This is a genomic window from Mesorhizobium sp. M0983, from assembly GCF_040318975.1.
Taxonomy (GTDB): Bacteria; Pseudomonadota; Alphaproteobacteria; order Rhizobiales; family Rhizobiaceae; genus Mesorhizobium.
Genome location: NZ_JAMYNH010000004.1, coordinates 404,436 through 419,010 on the forward strand (window position 1 = coordinate 404,436; position 14,575 = coordinate 419,010).

Sequence of the window (14,575 nt, forward strand, 5' to 3'; positions counted from 1 at the left end):
CTTGGTTTGGATGGCGGCCGGATCAGAGAACCTTGTCCAGGAATCCCTTGGTCCGCGGGTCCTGAGGATGGGCGAAGAATGCCTTCGGTTCGCCCTGTTCGACGATCACGCCCTTGTCGGTGAAAAAGATGCGGTTGGCGGCCTCGCGGGCAAACCGCATCTCATGGGTCACCAGGATGCAGGTCATGCCGTCCTCGGCGACCTTCCTGACGGCGCTCAGCACTTCCTTGACCATTTCGGGATCGAGTGCTGCCGTCACCTCGTCAAACAGGATCACGTCGGGCTGCATGCACAAAGCGCGTGCGATCGCCACGCGCTGCTGTTGGCCGCCGGAAAGTTCGCCCGGATAGGAGAACGCCTTTTCCGGCAGACGCATTCCGGCGAGCAGATCCTTTGCCCGTTCCTCGACCTGCCTGCGCGGTTCCCCAAGCACCTGGATCGGCGCCATGGCAACGTTCTCCAGCACGGTCTTGTGCGGAAACAAATTATACTGCTGGAACACCATGCCGACGCGATGCCTTAGTGCCACCTTGTCGACCTTGGAGTCGGTGACGGTGATGTCACCGACCGTGATCGTGCCGTGATCCACCAGCGTCAGGCCGTTGATCGTGCGCAGGATCGTCGACTTGCCGGAGCCCGACGGCCCGATGATCGCCACCACCTCGCCCTTGGCAACGGTGAGGTCGACGCCGCGCAGCACCTCGAAACTTCCGAACGCCTTGCGCACACCCTTCAGCGTGACCAGGTCATGACCTTCAATCGCGGTTCGCATGGGAACTCCTCAGACGGTTCGGAAGCGCCGCTCGATCGCGTTGCTGATGCAGGAAATCGGATAGGTGTAGAGAAAGAACATCACGAGCAAAGTGACGTACATCGGGATTAGGAAACTCGCCTGCGCCTCCGACTGCACGGCTGCCTGCGTGCGCGCCAACGCTTCCTCGACGCCGACGATCGAAGCGAGCGGCGTTGCCGTGATCAGCAGCGCATAAAGGTTCATCCATGGCGGCAGCATACGTGTGATGCACTGCGGCAGGATGATGCGGAAGAGCGTCACCGACCTGGAATAGCCAAGCGCTTCGGCCGCCTCCCATTGCCCCTTCGGGATGGAGCCGATGGCGCCGCGCACGATTTCCGAAAAATTCGCCGCGACCGGCACGCTGAAACCGAGCGTTGCGCGCAGCCAACTCGGCACGTTGTAGGCAACACCGGAAATCGTGATCGAATATGGCATCAGGAAGATGCAATAGAACAGCAGCACCAGCCAGGGAGCGTTGCGGAACAGCTGGGTGGCGAGGCGAACACACCTGCGGCCGTGCCGAGCACGATGGCTAGAACGCTCATCAGCACATTGAGCCCGAAGCCCCACAGCACAAAGGGCAGCCAGCGGAAAACATCGGCGAAGGCGGAGGTGTCAGACATGGTGCGCGCTCCTCAGTTCGCGCCGAAGCCGGGCAGGCGCATCGCCGTCTGCACGCGGCCGATGATCCACACCACGATCCCGGTCAAGAGCAGATAGACGACCAGCATGACGTTCATCATCTCGAAGGTGTTGAGGGAGTCCGACCAGATCTGGTTAGACACGTAGAGCAGTTCCGCGACGCCGATCGCGTAAGCGACCGTCGTCGCCTTGGTGAGATCAACCAGATTGTTGGCAAGCGAGGCGAAGGAAAAGCGCAGGCCAAGCGGCGCCACGACATGGCGAAACGCTTTGAAACGCGAATAGCCAAGCGCCAATGCCGCCTCCTCATAGGAGCCGTGTACGGCGCCGACACCGGAGCGGAAGGTCTCGATGTTGAAGGCGCCTGCGTAGAGCGAAAGCGTGGTCACCGCCCAGGTGAAGTTTCCAATCATCGGCACCGGCAGGCCAATGGCGTTCTGTCCGGCCGGCATCAGACTGCCGACGGCGAAATAGAAGAAATACATCTGCACCAGGAGCGGTGTGTTGCGGATGAGCGCCACGTACGCGTTCACCAGCATTGCAGCCGGGCCTCTGGACAGACCGAGGACCGCCGCACCGACGCCACCGATCAGGACGCTGAAGAACGTGCACACAATGACCAGCGCGCAGGTGGTGACGAGCCCCGACACGAAGCGCTCGAAATCGAAGGCGTCGTAAAGGATCGTCAGGTTGATGCCCGACGCCTTGAGGTCGAGTGCGAATTGACGGAACAGTTCAAGCATCGCCCGCTCCCGTGAAGAGGTGGCCGGCCCCGTTCAAGGGAGCCGGCGCGATCAGATGCATCACTGCCGGGATGACGTGGGTCCGCACGTCATCCCCGGCCCGAAGACGCTTCGGCTCAATTCGTGTTCAAATGGTCTTTGAGCGCCTCGTGCATTTTTCTGAGGTAGGCGGATTCGGCGATGCCGTTGGCCTTTTCCAGTTCGAGAATCTTCCCCGAACGGTGCCAGTTGGCGATGGCGCCGGCGACCAGCACGCCCCACGGCTTGTCGAGATCGGTCTTGCGCACGGCAATGCCCCAAGGCGCGTCGTCCTGGGTGGCCAGCGGCATGTGATAGTCCGCCCATTTCGGATCGGCTAGCTGCACGTTGATCAGATTGTCATCGGAGAGCACGCCGATGCAGCGGCCCTGCTGCAAGGCGCTATCGACCTCGGCATTGCCGGCAAATGCCAGCAGCTCGATCTTAAACTTCTCCTGCGCCGTTTTGTTGTACCAGGCACCTTGGGTAGCGCAGATGGTCTGGCCCGACATTTCGTCCCAGTTGGTCGCCTTAACCTTCTTCGGAAGAAGGATGTTGTAGCCCGACGAGTAGTAGTTCGGGTGGACGAAGCCGACGACCTGCCGACGTTCGGCCGTATCGGTCGCCGAGGCGATCATGAGGTCGATCTGCCCCTGGGCAAGAAATTCGAACCGGTTGGCCGAGTTGACCTTCACAATCTCGACCTCGGCCCCCAACAATTCGCCGAGCGCCTTGGCGAGGTCGACCTCCATACCCGCGAAGCTGCCGTCGACCGCCCGGTAGGACCACGGTCTGTAATCGTCCTTGGTGCCGACCTTCAGCACCTCCGTCGCCTCGATCTTGCACAAAGTATCGTCACCGCAATCGAGCGTCTCGGCGTGCGCTACGGCCACGCCGAGCCCGACAGCCAACCCGAAGGCGAAGATCTTCAAAGCTTTCATCGTCATCTCCATCCGTGAGTGTTCCAATACCTCCGCTTCCGCGAAGCGACGGCTTCGCGGGCGGTTTTCTCTTTTGTCTGTTGTTCTCGAAGGCCTGTTCTTGCTGTTGTCGGGCCTTGGCAGACATAAATGACGCCAAGGGCCGCCGGCCGCAATTGCTTTTCGGCATAAGTACCCATACTAATGAAGATCATAATGTCAGTTAATGACAGAGGCTTCCGATGAAGGGCGGCATCGACCTCAGGATGCTGGAAATAGCCGCCGTGGCGATTGAAAGCGGCAGCATGAGCGTGGCCGGATCACGCCTCGGCCTGACCCAATCCGCAGTGTCGCAAGCCGTGCACCGTCTGGAAAAAGAGATTGGCACCAGGCTTCTGCACCGCGAGCGTCGGCCGATGGTTCCGACCCATGCCGGAAGCGTGCTGGCTGTCCAGGTCCGGGAAGTTGTTCAGCGGGTGGGCCGAGCAGTTGACGCGGTGCGCTCGGCGGCAGCGATGCCTGAGCGCCTGGACCTGCGGCTCGGGCTGGTCGATTCCTTTGCCGGCACGATCGGCGCCTATCTGGTCAAGGAACTGGTGGATGGCGCGCTGGCCCTGCGGCTGACGGCATGGTCGGGCCTCGCCTATTCTCATACCGAGGCACTGATGCGTCATGCCATTGACGCAGCCGTCACCTCGGACCCGATGGAAGGCCTCGACGAGATCGTGCGCTACCCCCTGTTTCGCGACCCCTATGTGCTGCTGGTGCCCAAAACTCTCGGCGCTGATTGCCGGGACTTGGACCTGCGCGAGATCCTTTCCCGCCATAGCCTCATACGCCACAGCGCGCGATCGCATAGCGGTACCCATGTCGAGCGGCAGTTGCGCCGGCTTGGCCTAGAGCCACCGCGCATGCTCGAATTCGATACCTCCGACTCGCTAGTTGCCATGGTGGCGACCGGCGTCGGCGTTGCCATCACCACCCCGCTCTGCCTGCTTCAGGGCGCTGCCTTTGTCGACGGCGTCGAGGTGATGCCGCTGCCAGGACCGGGATTTTCGCGCCAGCTGACTTTCGTCACGCGCCGCGATGAGTTTTTGACGCTCGGGCCGCGCGTTGCCGAACTCGCCCGCAATATCATCAGAGCGAAGGCCCTGCCACGCTTCTTCAAACTCGCCCCTTGGCTTGAATCCAGAGTGGAATGGATGATGTTGGGACCCGATAGCAATGGCTGAACAGGTCCGTTGGCGCGTTGCAGCGAATGCGGGCATTGGCGTTGGTAGTATGACCGAGATGGGGCAGACTTTTCCCCACCGGTTTTGCAGCGCCGAGACAGATCGAATCGTGCCCAACACCGCAGAAAATATCGCAGGGTTTCCTAATGGGAGGAAAGGCGGTAGCGCGCTTCCGACTCGAACCCCAGATAAGGGCTTCGATCAAAGTCGCAACACTACGGATCCAGACCCCTTAATTTCCTTCATAAGCGCGCGCAATTCGGCTGGAGGCGCAAGGCAGAAAGTTCGAAAGGCTTCCAAGAACCCCAGGCAAACTGGACGCCGCGGCGGTCAATGAGGTGTAAGCGCCGTTCGCCTTCAGCGTCAATATCACCGGCGCGTCTGTACGATTGCGCCAGAACCAGCCATGGTTTCCGCCAAGGCGGCTCCATCCTCGTGGCTCACGCCCCCTCGCCCCTTCTCGTAGGAGACGTTCGGGCCGTCGCCGTGCAGGTCATAGTTGACCTTGGCTGCTCCGCCCCCGCTGCCACGCTTAGCTTCACCTGGACTCCTTCACCGGGCTGCTTGTGTCATGTCGGACTACTGCAAGACACCCGCCTCGATGCGACCAGCAAAGTGGCAAAGAGCTAGATGTGATTCTGACAGGCTATTGACTGGAGGTATCGTTTCACAAACGGGCTGAACCGCAGGGCACCGCGTTCGGAAGCGGCACCCGGTCGGCGGGTTAACCGGACTTGGAACATCTCCCTTCAAGATGATCCGCTGGCGCTCGCGTTCCTCAACTGGGCTAGTCGAGGGGACCGCGCTGAGCAGCGCCTGAGTATAGGGATGCGCGGGCTGGCTATAGAGCGCGCCGCTCTCACCTTCCTCCATGATGCGTCCGAGATACATTACATAGACCCGCTGCGCGGCTTGGCGGACGATGGCGAGATCATGTGCGATGAGCAGGCATGACATTCCGAAGTCATCTCGCAATTTCAGAAACAGGTTCATGATCTGCGCTCTGATCGAAACGTCGAGCGAACTGACGGGCTCGTCACAGATCAGGACGGTGGGGTCGGCTGCCAGCGATCGCGCGATACAGACCCGTTGACGTTGACCACCCGACATTTCCCGCGGATAGCGTTCCATGATCTGGTCGGGCAAGCCCACTTCATTCAACAGTTCCTTTACACGCGCCACGCGCGCGGAGCGGTTATTCTCCCCATTGATGATCAGTGCTTCATCGATCGCCTGACCAATCGTCTGCCGGGAACTCAGCGAGGAAAGCGGATCCTGAAAGATGTACTGGATCTTGCGCCTTCGTTCGAACAGATGCTTGCCGCTCATAGCCAGGAAATTTTCGCCCTTGAACCGGATCTCTCCGGATTTGGCGCTCTCCAGACCGACGATTGTCCGACCCAGTGTCGATTTTCCGCATCCCGACTCCCCGACCAATCCCACAATCTCGCCTGCGCCAATCTTCAGGCTCACGCCATCACAGGCCTTAATCTCAGCCCCTGTGTGGCGGTCGCGAAAGTGTGTTTTGAGATCGACGATCTCAATGAGGTTCTCAGGCATCTTCCATCACTCGCGCAAGCTTGTTGATGATGACCGGGCATGCGGCGACGTGCGTCGACGACTCTCCTGGTACGGAAAGCAAGTGCGGTTGAGTGGCGCTACAGCTTTGCAGCGCCGAAGCGCAGCGTGGCGTGAACGCACAACCGCGTATCAACCGAGACAGATCTGGCGGCTGGCCAGGAAGACCAATAAATTTCGAACCAATGTCTGCATTTAACGATGGAACTGAACCGAGCAGACCTTTGGTGTAGGGGTGGACCGGCGTCATCAGCACGTCGTCCACCGGACCCAGTTCGGACAGCCGGCCAGCGTACATCACCGCCACCTTGGTCGCCATGCCGGAGACGACACCAAAATCGTGAGTGATGATTACGATGGCCATCTGCAGGCGTCTCTGTAGGTCTTTCAGCAGCTCCACGATCTGAGCCTGCACCGTGACATCGAGCGCGGTAGTGGGCTCGTCCGCTATGAGGAGCTTGGGCTCGCCGGCAATGCTCATCGCTATGCCAACGCGCTGGCGCATACCCCCGGAAAGCTCGTGCGGATACTGCTGTAGTCGGCTGAGTGGATCGGGTAGCCCGACCAACGCCAGCAGTTCGGCGGCTCGTTTGTCCGCCTGCGCCGCAGTCATGCCAAGGTGCAATTCCGAGACCTCGGCGATCTGCCTTCCAATGCGTCGGACCGGGTTGAGAGAACTCAACGGATCCTGAAATATGACGCCGATCTCGCCTCCACGCAGTTTGCGCATTTGTTGCTCAGGCGCTCGCAGGATGTCGAGGCCGTTGAATTTCACCGTCCCCTCTATTTCGGCGTCGAGTCCAGTCGGAAGCAGAGATAGCGGCGCCATGTTGAGGATGGTCTTGCCGCTGCCGCTTTCGCCAACAATCGCCAGGACCTCGCCTTCGTCCACACGGTAGCTCACGCCATCGACCGGCTTGACGCTGGTTCTCGCCGTATGGAGCGTCACCGACAAATTGGAGACTTCGAGCAATGCAGGTGTTGGGGAACTCCCAGTGCTCATGTCACGATCTCCTTCATAAACAATTTCTTGCGGGCGGCCAAGCTCCGCTTGGTCATCCGGCGCGGGTTCTTGGACAGCGCGATCTTCTCGCCGAACAGGTTGAAACCTACGACCATGATGGTAAGCGCGAGCCCCGGAAGGATCACCAGGCGCGGTGCTTCTTCAAGATAGGGCAGGCTCGAAACCAGCATCTGTCCCCACTCCGCTTGCGGCGGCTGCACACCGAGCCCCAGAAAGCTCAAGTTAGCGATCGCGAGGGCCAAAATACCGACGTCCGCGCTCGCGTAGATCAGCACGGATCCCAATGCGACCGGCACCAGATGTTTGAATATGATCCTGAGTCGACTGGCGCCCAAAACGCGAAGGCTTTCGATATGCGGCTGGTTTACTGCCGCCGCCACCACACCTCGCGTCAGCCGGGCATAGATTGGCGTCCAGGCGATCGCCAGCGCAATGATCATATTCCAATAGCTAGGGCCGAATACACCAACGATCGCCAGCGCCACCACAAGACTAGGCACACTGAGGCCGAAGTCGACCATACGCATGAGGATTTCGTCGATCCAGCCACCGAAATAGCCGGATATGGTCCCAACCAACATTCCAAATATGCCGGCAAGAAACAGGACAATGGTCACACCCACGAGCGTGGTCTGGGCACCCGCAATAAGTCGGCTGAGCACGTCGCGCCCGAGGTTGTCGGTGCCCAGCCAATAGACTCCTGAAAACGATTCAGTTGGAGCAAGGAGGTTTTGCGTATTCGGGTCATAAGGGCTGACCAGTGAGCCGAAGATCGCGATGAAGACAAAGAACCCGATCATCAGCGAGATCGGCCAGCCGACGCTGCGAAAGAATGATTTTATCGAACTCATGATCAGGCCCTCGCAGCCCGACGTTGAAGCGGATCGACGACAATGACGATCAGGTCGACGACGAGATTCACCACAATGAACAGCACGGAGAAGATCAGCAGGCACGCCTGCAGTACTGGGAGATCCCGGAAGCGAGCTGCCTCAACAAAATAGGCGCCAAGACCTTGCCACGAAAAAATCGGTTCGATGATGAACGCGTTGGGCACCATCTGGGCCAGCGCCATTCCAAACGCTGTCAAAACGACCGGGACGATATTCGGCAAGGCGTCGCGAAACAGAATTCTTCGTCTGCTGAAGCCTTTGCTGATCGCGGTAATGACATAAGGCTTGCTCATAGTTTCCTCCAGCGCGACCCGTGCGACGCGGCTGAGGAGCGCACCTGGAACAACCCCAATGGCGATGCTCGGCAAAATCCAACTGGAAAGTCCCCTGAAGCCGAAAGTGGGAAACACGTTCCACGTCACGCCGAACGCATAAATGAGCATTGAGGCTAGGAAAAATTTTGGGATCGACACGTTCAAAACGGCGAAGGCGCGGATCATCCGGTCTGTCGTTCCGTTAGGCCACATGGCACCCATGAAGCTGAGCCCGACACCAACGATCAGCATGACAATGCCGCCGCCAGCAATAAGAACCAGAGTGGGCTCAAGGCGTTCCATTATGGCTTCTGAGACCGGCTGACCGGTTCGCAGCGACCTTCCGAAATCGCCCTGCAACACATCGCCGAGCCAGTGCACATATCGCAATGGCAGTGGATCGTTCAGGCCGTATTCGATCGCCACCTGCTCAACGACCTTGTGCGACACAAAGCCGCCTCTCAACTCAGCTATGAGCGCGGCCACGTTTCCGGGAAACGCTGCGATCAAGATGAAAGAGAACACAGAGGCGATGGCGATGAGGATGGCGGCGGAAACACCGCGCTTCATGGCTATTCTCAGCATGGCGAACCTTTGGCTTTCCTGAGACTGCGGGTGCCTCGGCGCGAAGCCGAGGCACAGGTACAACTTAAAGAGATATGCCTTTCAGCGGCATCTCGTATTCTGTCGCGGGTATGGCAAAAGCCTTGACGCGATCATTGTGCGCCCAGATTCGCTGGGCGTGGAACAGCGGCATCATCGCCCAGTTTTCATGCAGCCAGGTGAAAACGGCCTGGAATGCCTCAGCCCGCTCGGGCTCCGGAGCCGAGAGTGCCTTGAGGATCAGTGGGTCAACCGCCTTGTCCTCGTAGATCTTTCCATCCGTTCCCGGTTCGATCGTCGAGAGGACCATCAAACCAATTGAATTGAAGGGGTCATACGGCGCGCCGTTGGTTATAAACAGCGAGAGATCATACTTGAACTCCGGAATATCACCGTGACGCGTAGCGTGGTCAACGTTGCGCAACTTCACACCGATACCGGCTTCCGAAAGCAACGCCTGTATAACCTCGCCGAGGGCGCGGGAGCTCGGGACCGCGTCTTCAGATATGACAAGATCGATGTTCAGTTGCTTGCCATCCTTGGATCGGACAGGCTCTCCAACCCAACCGGCCTCGTCGAGCAGGCTCTTGGCCTTTTCCAGGTCACGCTTCGGAACTTCAAATCGGGTTCCCGAATAAGCGATTACCTCGGGATAAAGGTTCATTGTAGCAGTGGCAAAACCCTTCATCACTGCCTTGCAGATGCCCTCGCGGTCGAGGAGCAGGTTGAACGCCTCGCGAACACGTACATCCTTGAAAGTATCGATGCGCGGGTTGAAGCCGAGCACAATAGTATCCGTGCCCGTGTCGGTCACCACGGTCACGCCGGAAGACTCAAGGGTCTTCGCATCCTGAGGACTGACCGGAGCGATGAACTGTCCGCCCATCGCGTCGATGTCGCCTGCTCGTAGCGCCGACATCCGGCTGCGTGCGTCCGGCATGACAATCAGCGAAACCTTGTCAACCGAAGGCTTTGCGCCCCAGTACTTTTCGTTTGGAATGAGGTCGGTACCCTCGGGCGCGTCCTTCTCGATCTTCCACGGACCTGTTCCCACGGCGGATGCGTACTTGCCCTCTCCATCAACTGCTTTGGGGCTCAGGAACCTTACGGGCCTGACGTAGGAAAACTCTACGAGAGCCGTGGGAGTCGGTTGCTTGAAATGGATTGCGATTGTCATCGGATCGACGATCTCGATCTTGTCGAGATTCGCGCTAATACGCATCCAGTTGTAGTCTTCCTTCGGAAGCCAGCGGTCCAGATTCCACTTTGCCGCTTCGGCGTTCCAAGGCTCGCCATCCGTGAACGTCACGTCGGGGCGAAGCTTGAACGTGTATACTTTGTCATCGGGTGATTTGCCCCAGGAGGCAGCTAGGGCTGGTTCGATCTTGCCGCCTGAAGAGTAGTGCACGAGCGGTTCGAAGATCATGTCCTGCACGGCGAAGATGCCGACATAACGCTGCGGATCGAGATTTCCCGCTGCGCGACCGATCGGCAGCCGCAACGTCTTGCCTTCTTTTGCCCAAGCCTGATTTGCACCGACACCGGTGACCAAGAGGCCGCCCATGGCCACCGATCCCAGCAATAGAGTTCTGCGTGAAAGAAGTGTCATCTAAATTCCCCTGTTATGGTTATGACCTGTCTTCTGCGTAAACCTTCGACCTCGCGCTTCCTCTTCGATTGTCGCGCCCCTTTCCGAGGCTGCGCTTATTCTGCTCGGTTCGAATTCCGGACCTGGTTGATCTCCTACGGCAGCGCCAAGCCTCGGTGCCTGACTTGCCTGAATGCTCAGTCGTGGCTGGGGCCGGCAACCGCGTATTTGGGTACGACGCTGCCAGGAGCTCCACCGAAGAAGCGTGACGGTCTGAACATGGAGAGTTCTTCGCGGATGTTCCCGTGAACAATCTCATCGGCCAGCAACCGAGCCATCTGCGGCGCGATCGTGACACCGCTATGTGTCACGCCGACATAATATCCATCGACTTGCGGCATCGGGCCGGCGCAGGTCAATCCGTCGCCGGGGATCGGACGAACCGTCGTCCTGACGACCTCGATGCTGACTGCCTCCAGCGCTGGAAGCAGCTCACGTGCAGCATTGAGGATGGTGGCCGCTTCGATGCCATCAGGCCGAAGCAATTTCGGTTCGGAAAGCTGCTCGTCGACTGAGATCTTGTGAAGCATCAGGCGGCCTGCGCCGTCGGGACGGACATCGAGATCGTCGGCGTGGAACTGCCGCCTCAAGGTCATCGCCACTGGCTGGGTGAACGCCAGAACGCCGATTGACGACTTCATTGGGATGCCGGGAATATCGCCCAGGCTTTCTTTGGATGCCCCCCCCGTGCAATTCACCACAACGTCAGCTTCGAATCGTTCACCGGCCGCCGTGCGCACTCCTGAAACGCGTCCAGACCCCGTCTCCAACGACTTGATTTGCGTGCCGGTGTAGACCTGCGCGCCCCAGCGCTCAGACGCGCTGCGCAACAGGCAAGCCGCATAAAGGACGGGATCGATCCAGCCCTCTTCGGGGTAATAGACGATCGGAGCGTCACCTATCGCCTGAACATCGAGGTCAGGCTCCATCGCGGCAACGCGATCGCGGGAGATAAAGTCGACGCCATACCCCCATTCCTGCTCAAGCTTTACTCCCGCCAGCTGCTTTGCCTGTGCGGCCTCCGTGGTCCACCATTCGAAACTGCCTGTTTGGTTGAACCAGCGCGCGCTCTCGAACTCACGGGCGAGGTCAATATAGGCTCGCATACCTGCGACGTTGAGCACATGGTATTCGCGAGGTCTTTTTCCGTTGGCGTTTGTCCAAGCAAAACTTACCGCGGAAGCACCCGATGCAATTCTACCCTTCTCAAAAACGGAAACTTTCGCTCCCGCTTTAGCCAGCTCGTATGCAACGGAGCTCCCAATAACTCCCGATCCTATTACGACAACACGCATATATTATTGCTCCGAATGAGTTATCCAAGCGATTCTTTCAAAATCCAGCCACGCAGCCGAAGTCATCTTTGAACGGCTATCTCTGCTGGGTATATTCTGTTGAGAGCGATGGTCATCGTCAACGATCCAGCGACGTGTGGTTTATGCTTGAAAGTTATGAACTTCGCAGATGAGTCCGGGAGTGCCGGTGCTAGGCTGGACGAAAGTTACTCGGGAACGCATGCATCATGAGTGCCGATCATCAAGCGCCAGCTTTCATGGTGCTCGACAAGAATGCCATTCGATCCGCGCTCTCGATCGAACTGTCGCTTGAGATCGCACAAGCAGCGCTGCGCAAGACGTCCAACGGCGTTGCGAGCCAGGATGTCCGACGAACGCTGGCGCTGCCCGGGTTGGAAGGAACTTGTCTATCCGTAATGTACGCGGCGCTCTCCGACCGTGACCTGTTCGGCGCGAAAGTCCTCTCGGTCTTTCCCGGTAACTTCTCGCGAGGGCTACCATCACATCGAGGAGCTATCATCCTCTTTGACAAGGAAAATGGCCGTCCGGTCGCGCTGGTCGATGGCGGGGAATTGACCGCCTGGCGAACAGCGGCAGCGAGCGCGGTCGCTACCAGAGCACTGTCTCGCGCCAACTCCTCGATCCTTGCGATCTTTGGATATGGTGACCAGGCGCGACGTCACATAGAAACGATCTCGAAGGTGCGTCCCATCAAGCGGCTTCACGTTTGGGGGCGAAATCCTGAGAAGGCGTCGCGTTTCGCTGAAGAACAGGCTAGCGCAGGTTTTGAGACATTGGTCTTCGCGTCCGCAAGAGAGGCCTTGGTAGAAGCCGACATCGTCTGCACGACGACCTCGGCACAGGAGCCGGTACTGTTCGGCGAATGGCTGCCTCCGGGCATTCATATCAACGCCGTCGGCGCAAGCGTGTCTCAATGCCGCGAACTCGACCTGGAATGTGTGCGCAGATCGAGCATTTGGGTCGACTACATGCCAATGGCGCTCATCGCGGCTGGAGAACTGGTCGAAGCTCTCAAGCTAGGGGTCGCCAGCCGAGACGACATCCGTGGAGAGATCGGCGCGATGCTGGAAGGCGCCATCCCCGGCCGGACCACCGATGCGGAGATTACTCTTTACCGTTCTCTCGGCGTGCCGGCGCAGGATATCGAACTTGCGAATTTCGTTTACCGGGTTGCCCGCGAAAGGTCGCTTGGCTCCCTCATTGATTTCGAGGTGTGACCATATGCTGGACTGCCAACGCGATCTTTTCGATCTCTCGAGGTCGATCGCCTATCTCGACGCCGCATACATGTCTCCAATCCCCAAAATATCGCTGGAGGCTGGCTTAGCCGGGACAGCCGTGAAGGCGTCGCCCTGGAAGATGTCCATCCGGTCATACTACGACGAGGTCGAGGATGCGCGGGCACTGGCCGCCTCGATGATCAACGCGGATCCCGCCGATATCGCAATCGTTGCCGCTACGAGCTACGGGACGGCGGTCGCCGCGGCCAACGTGCCTGTGGAGCCCGGCTCGACGATCATCCTCATGGAAAACGAACATCCGTCGCATCGGTATGTTTGGTACGAAATGGCGGCGAAAAGCGGGGCATCGATCACAATCGCAAAACGACCCGCCGACAATGATTGGACGTCTGCGCTCATCTCGGCGATCGGATCGTCCAACGTACCGGTCGCTGTCGTCGCAGGCACGATGGTGCATTGGTTCGAGGGAATGTCGGTTGACATGGAGGCGGTCGCATCCGCCGCGCGGGAGGTTGGCGCATGTGTCGTCGTCGATGGAACGCAGTGGGTCGGAGCGCTGCCTTTCGACGTCAAGACGGTGCGCCCGGACTTTCTCGTTTTCGCCACCTACAAGTTCCTTCTAGGGCCATATCGCCTCGCATTTCTCTACGCTGACCGCCGATGGCATTCGACGGGTAAGCCTCTCGAACATCATTCGTGGAACCGTCTGGGCGGCGATAAGTCAGACTTCTATGCGGTAGATGTCCCTGAGTTCTTGTCGGGGGCCCGGCGATTTGACATGGGCGAACGTTCCGATTTCGCGGTATTGCCAGTTGCGATCGCCTCTCTTCGCCTCTTGAGTGCGTGGAGCGTCGCAGGCGTGTTTTCCCGGCTTGATCATCTCAACCAATTGATCTGGGACGAAGCTGCGAAGCTCGACCTAAACGTGTCTGATAAGCGCTTTCGAGCCCCGCATATTGCAATCGTCGATCTTGGCGACAGGCCGACCGATGGACTTTCCGACCAACTCAAGAGCAAGGGGATTTTTGCGACCGTGCGCGGAACGAAACTGCGCATCTCTCCTCACGTCTATAACGACGAAGAAGATGTGAAGCGCCTCTTCGCCGCTATCGCATGAAGGCAGGGTGCGCGAGACTGTCCCCTTCGTTTTGAGACGGTCAGACGGCGGCAGTGAATTGGATTTCCACACGGATGTCAGGGAGCGCGAAAGTCGCGCCCACGGTAGCGCGTGCGGGAGGAACCGTGCCGTCGAGCCACCTGACCCACGCCCTGTTCATCTCATCAAACTCGTCGATGTCGCGCATCCAAATTTGCGCTGAGAGAATTTTCGATTTGTCCGATTGGGCCTTGCCAAGAAGGGTGTCGGCCTTCCGCAGCACCTGTAGGGTCTGCCCGAAAGTATCGGCACTTCTGTCATCGGCTGTGAGGCCGGAGAGATACGCCACGCCCTGGTGGATAACCACACGGCTCAATTTCTCGTTTGTCTCAAGCTTTTGGATGGATCTGTCCCAGGGAGTGGTGTAGCTGACGGCTTGGTCGCCGCGCTCTCCGGCATGGGGCCGGGCTGATCAGCGTGCCACGGCTGGCAGGCTGATCAGAAGGATCAT

Annotated in this window: 15 protein-coding genes; 3 read left to right on the forward strand and 12 right to left on the reverse strand. The window is 58.9% G+C overall.

Annotation, left to right across the window (positions count from 1 at the left end; all coding sequences use genetic code 11):
- Positions 1-22: 22 nt before the first annotated feature.
- From NKH71_RS11205 to NKH71_RS11225, 5 genes are all read right to left on the reverse strand, one after another.
- On the reverse strand, positions 23-772 hold the full coding sequence (locus NKH71_RS11205; RefSeq protein ID WP_352894976.1) for an amino acid ABC transporter ATP-binding protein: 750 nt from the start codon (positions 770-772) through the stop codon (positions 23-25).
- Positions 773-781: 9 nt separating this feature from the next.
- Entirely contained in the window at positions 782-1,282 is a 501-nt protein-coding gene (locus NKH71_RS11210) for an ABC transporter permease subunit (RefSeq protein WP_352894997.1), read from the reverse strand.
- Entirely contained in the window at positions 1,231-1,419 is a 189-nt protein-coding gene (locus NKH71_RS11215; protein ID WP_352895003.1) for a hypothetical protein, read from the reverse strand. Before NKH71_RS11215 ends, NKH71_RS11210 begins: the two co-directional genes overlap by 52 nt.
- Before the next feature lie 12 nt (positions 1,420-1,431).
- A complete protein-coding gene (locus tag NKH71_RS11220) occupies positions 1,432-2,181 on the reverse strand; it encodes an amino acid ABC transporter permease (RefSeq protein ID WP_352894977.1) in 750 nt (249 codons plus the stop codon).
- 116 nt (positions 2,182-2,297) lie between these two features.
- Complete coding sequence (locus tag NKH71_RS11225; RefSeq protein WP_352894978.1) at positions 2,298-3,140, reverse strand: transporter substrate-binding domain-containing protein; 843 nt, start codon at positions 3,138-3,140, stop codon at positions 2,298-2,300.
- 221 nt (positions 3,141-3,361) lie between these two features.
- On the opposite strand from NKH71_RS11225, the gene NKH71_RS11230 reads away from it, so the two are divergent.
- Positions 3,362-4,351 (forward strand): LysR family transcriptional regulator, encoded by a 990-nt coding sequence (locus tag NKH71_RS11230; RefSeq protein ID WP_352894979.1) that lies wholly within the window; start codon positions 3,362-3,364, stop codon positions 4,349-4,351.
- Positions 4,352-4,930: 579 nt separating this feature from the next.
- On the opposite strand, the gene NKH71_RS11235 is transcribed toward NKH71_RS11230, so the two are convergent.
- The 6 genes from NKH71_RS11235 to NKH71_RS11260 all read right to left on the reverse strand — a co-directional run bounded on the left by NKH71_RS11235 (position 4,931) and on the right by NKH71_RS11260 (position 11,706).
- A complete protein-coding gene (locus tag NKH71_RS11235; protein WP_352894980.1) occupies positions 4,931-5,911 on the reverse strand; it encodes an ABC transporter ATP-binding protein in 981 nt (326 codons plus the stop codon).
- Positions 5,904-6,932 (reverse strand): ABC transporter ATP-binding protein, encoded by a 1,029-nt coding sequence (locus tag NKH71_RS11240; protein WP_031213837.1) that lies wholly within the window; start codon positions 6,930-6,932, stop codon positions 5,904-5,906. The genes NKH71_RS11235 and NKH71_RS11240 overlap by 8 nt, the downstream gene beginning before the upstream one ends.
- A complete protein-coding gene (locus NKH71_RS11245) occupies positions 6,929-7,804 on the reverse strand; it encodes an ABC transporter permease (protein WP_352894981.1) in 876 nt (291 codons plus the stop codon). The genes NKH71_RS11240 and NKH71_RS11245 overlap by 4 nt, the downstream gene beginning before the upstream one ends.
- 2 nt (positions 7,805-7,806) lie before the next feature.
- The gene (locus NKH71_RS11250; RefSeq protein WP_023686269.1) at positions 7,807-8,745 is read right to left on the reverse strand and encodes an ABC transporter permease; all 939 of its coding nucleotides are present in this window, start codon (positions 8,743-8,745) and stop codon (positions 7,807-7,809) included.
- A 64-nt stretch (positions 8,746-8,809) separates the two neighbouring features.
- A complete protein-coding gene (locus tag NKH71_RS11255; protein WP_352894983.1) occupies positions 8,810-10,372 on the reverse strand; it encodes an ABC transporter substrate-binding protein in 1,563 nt (520 codons plus the stop codon).
- Between the two features lie 176 nt (positions 10,373-10,548).
- Positions 10,549-11,706, reverse strand: a complete 1,158-nt coding sequence (locus NKH71_RS11260) for an NAD(P)/FAD-dependent oxidoreductase (RefSeq protein WP_352894984.1) — start codon at positions 11,704-11,706, stop codon at positions 10,549-10,551.
- 227 nt (positions 11,707-11,933) lie between these two features.
- Here NKH71_RS11260 and NKH71_RS11265 point away from each other — a divergent pair, with 227 nt between their 5' ends.
- Both NKH71_RS11265 and NKH71_RS11270 read left to right on the forward strand, forming a co-directional pair.
- Positions 11,934-12,944 carry an ornithine cyclodeaminase family protein gene (locus NKH71_RS11265; protein ID WP_352894985.1) on the forward strand — a complete coding sequence of 337 codons (1,011 nt, stop codon included), beginning with the start codon at positions 11,934-11,936 and terminating at the stop codon, positions 12,942-12,944.
- A 4-nt stretch (positions 12,945-12,948) separates the two neighbouring features.
- On the forward strand, positions 12,949-14,085 hold the full coding sequence (locus NKH71_RS11270; RefSeq protein WP_352894986.1) for an aminotransferase class V-fold PLP-dependent enzyme: 1,137 nt from the start codon (positions 12,949-12,951) through the stop codon (positions 14,083-14,085).
- Between the two features lie 40 nt (positions 14,086-14,125).
- Here NKH71_RS11270 and NKH71_RS11275 read toward each other — a convergent pair whose 3' ends face one another.
- Positions 14,126-14,467 carry a RidA family protein gene (locus NKH71_RS11275; RefSeq protein WP_352894999.1) on the reverse strand — a complete coding sequence of 114 codons (342 nt, stop codon included), beginning with the start codon at positions 14,465-14,467 and terminating at the stop codon, positions 14,126-14,128.
- Positions 14,468-14,575 lie beyond the last annotated feature (108 nt).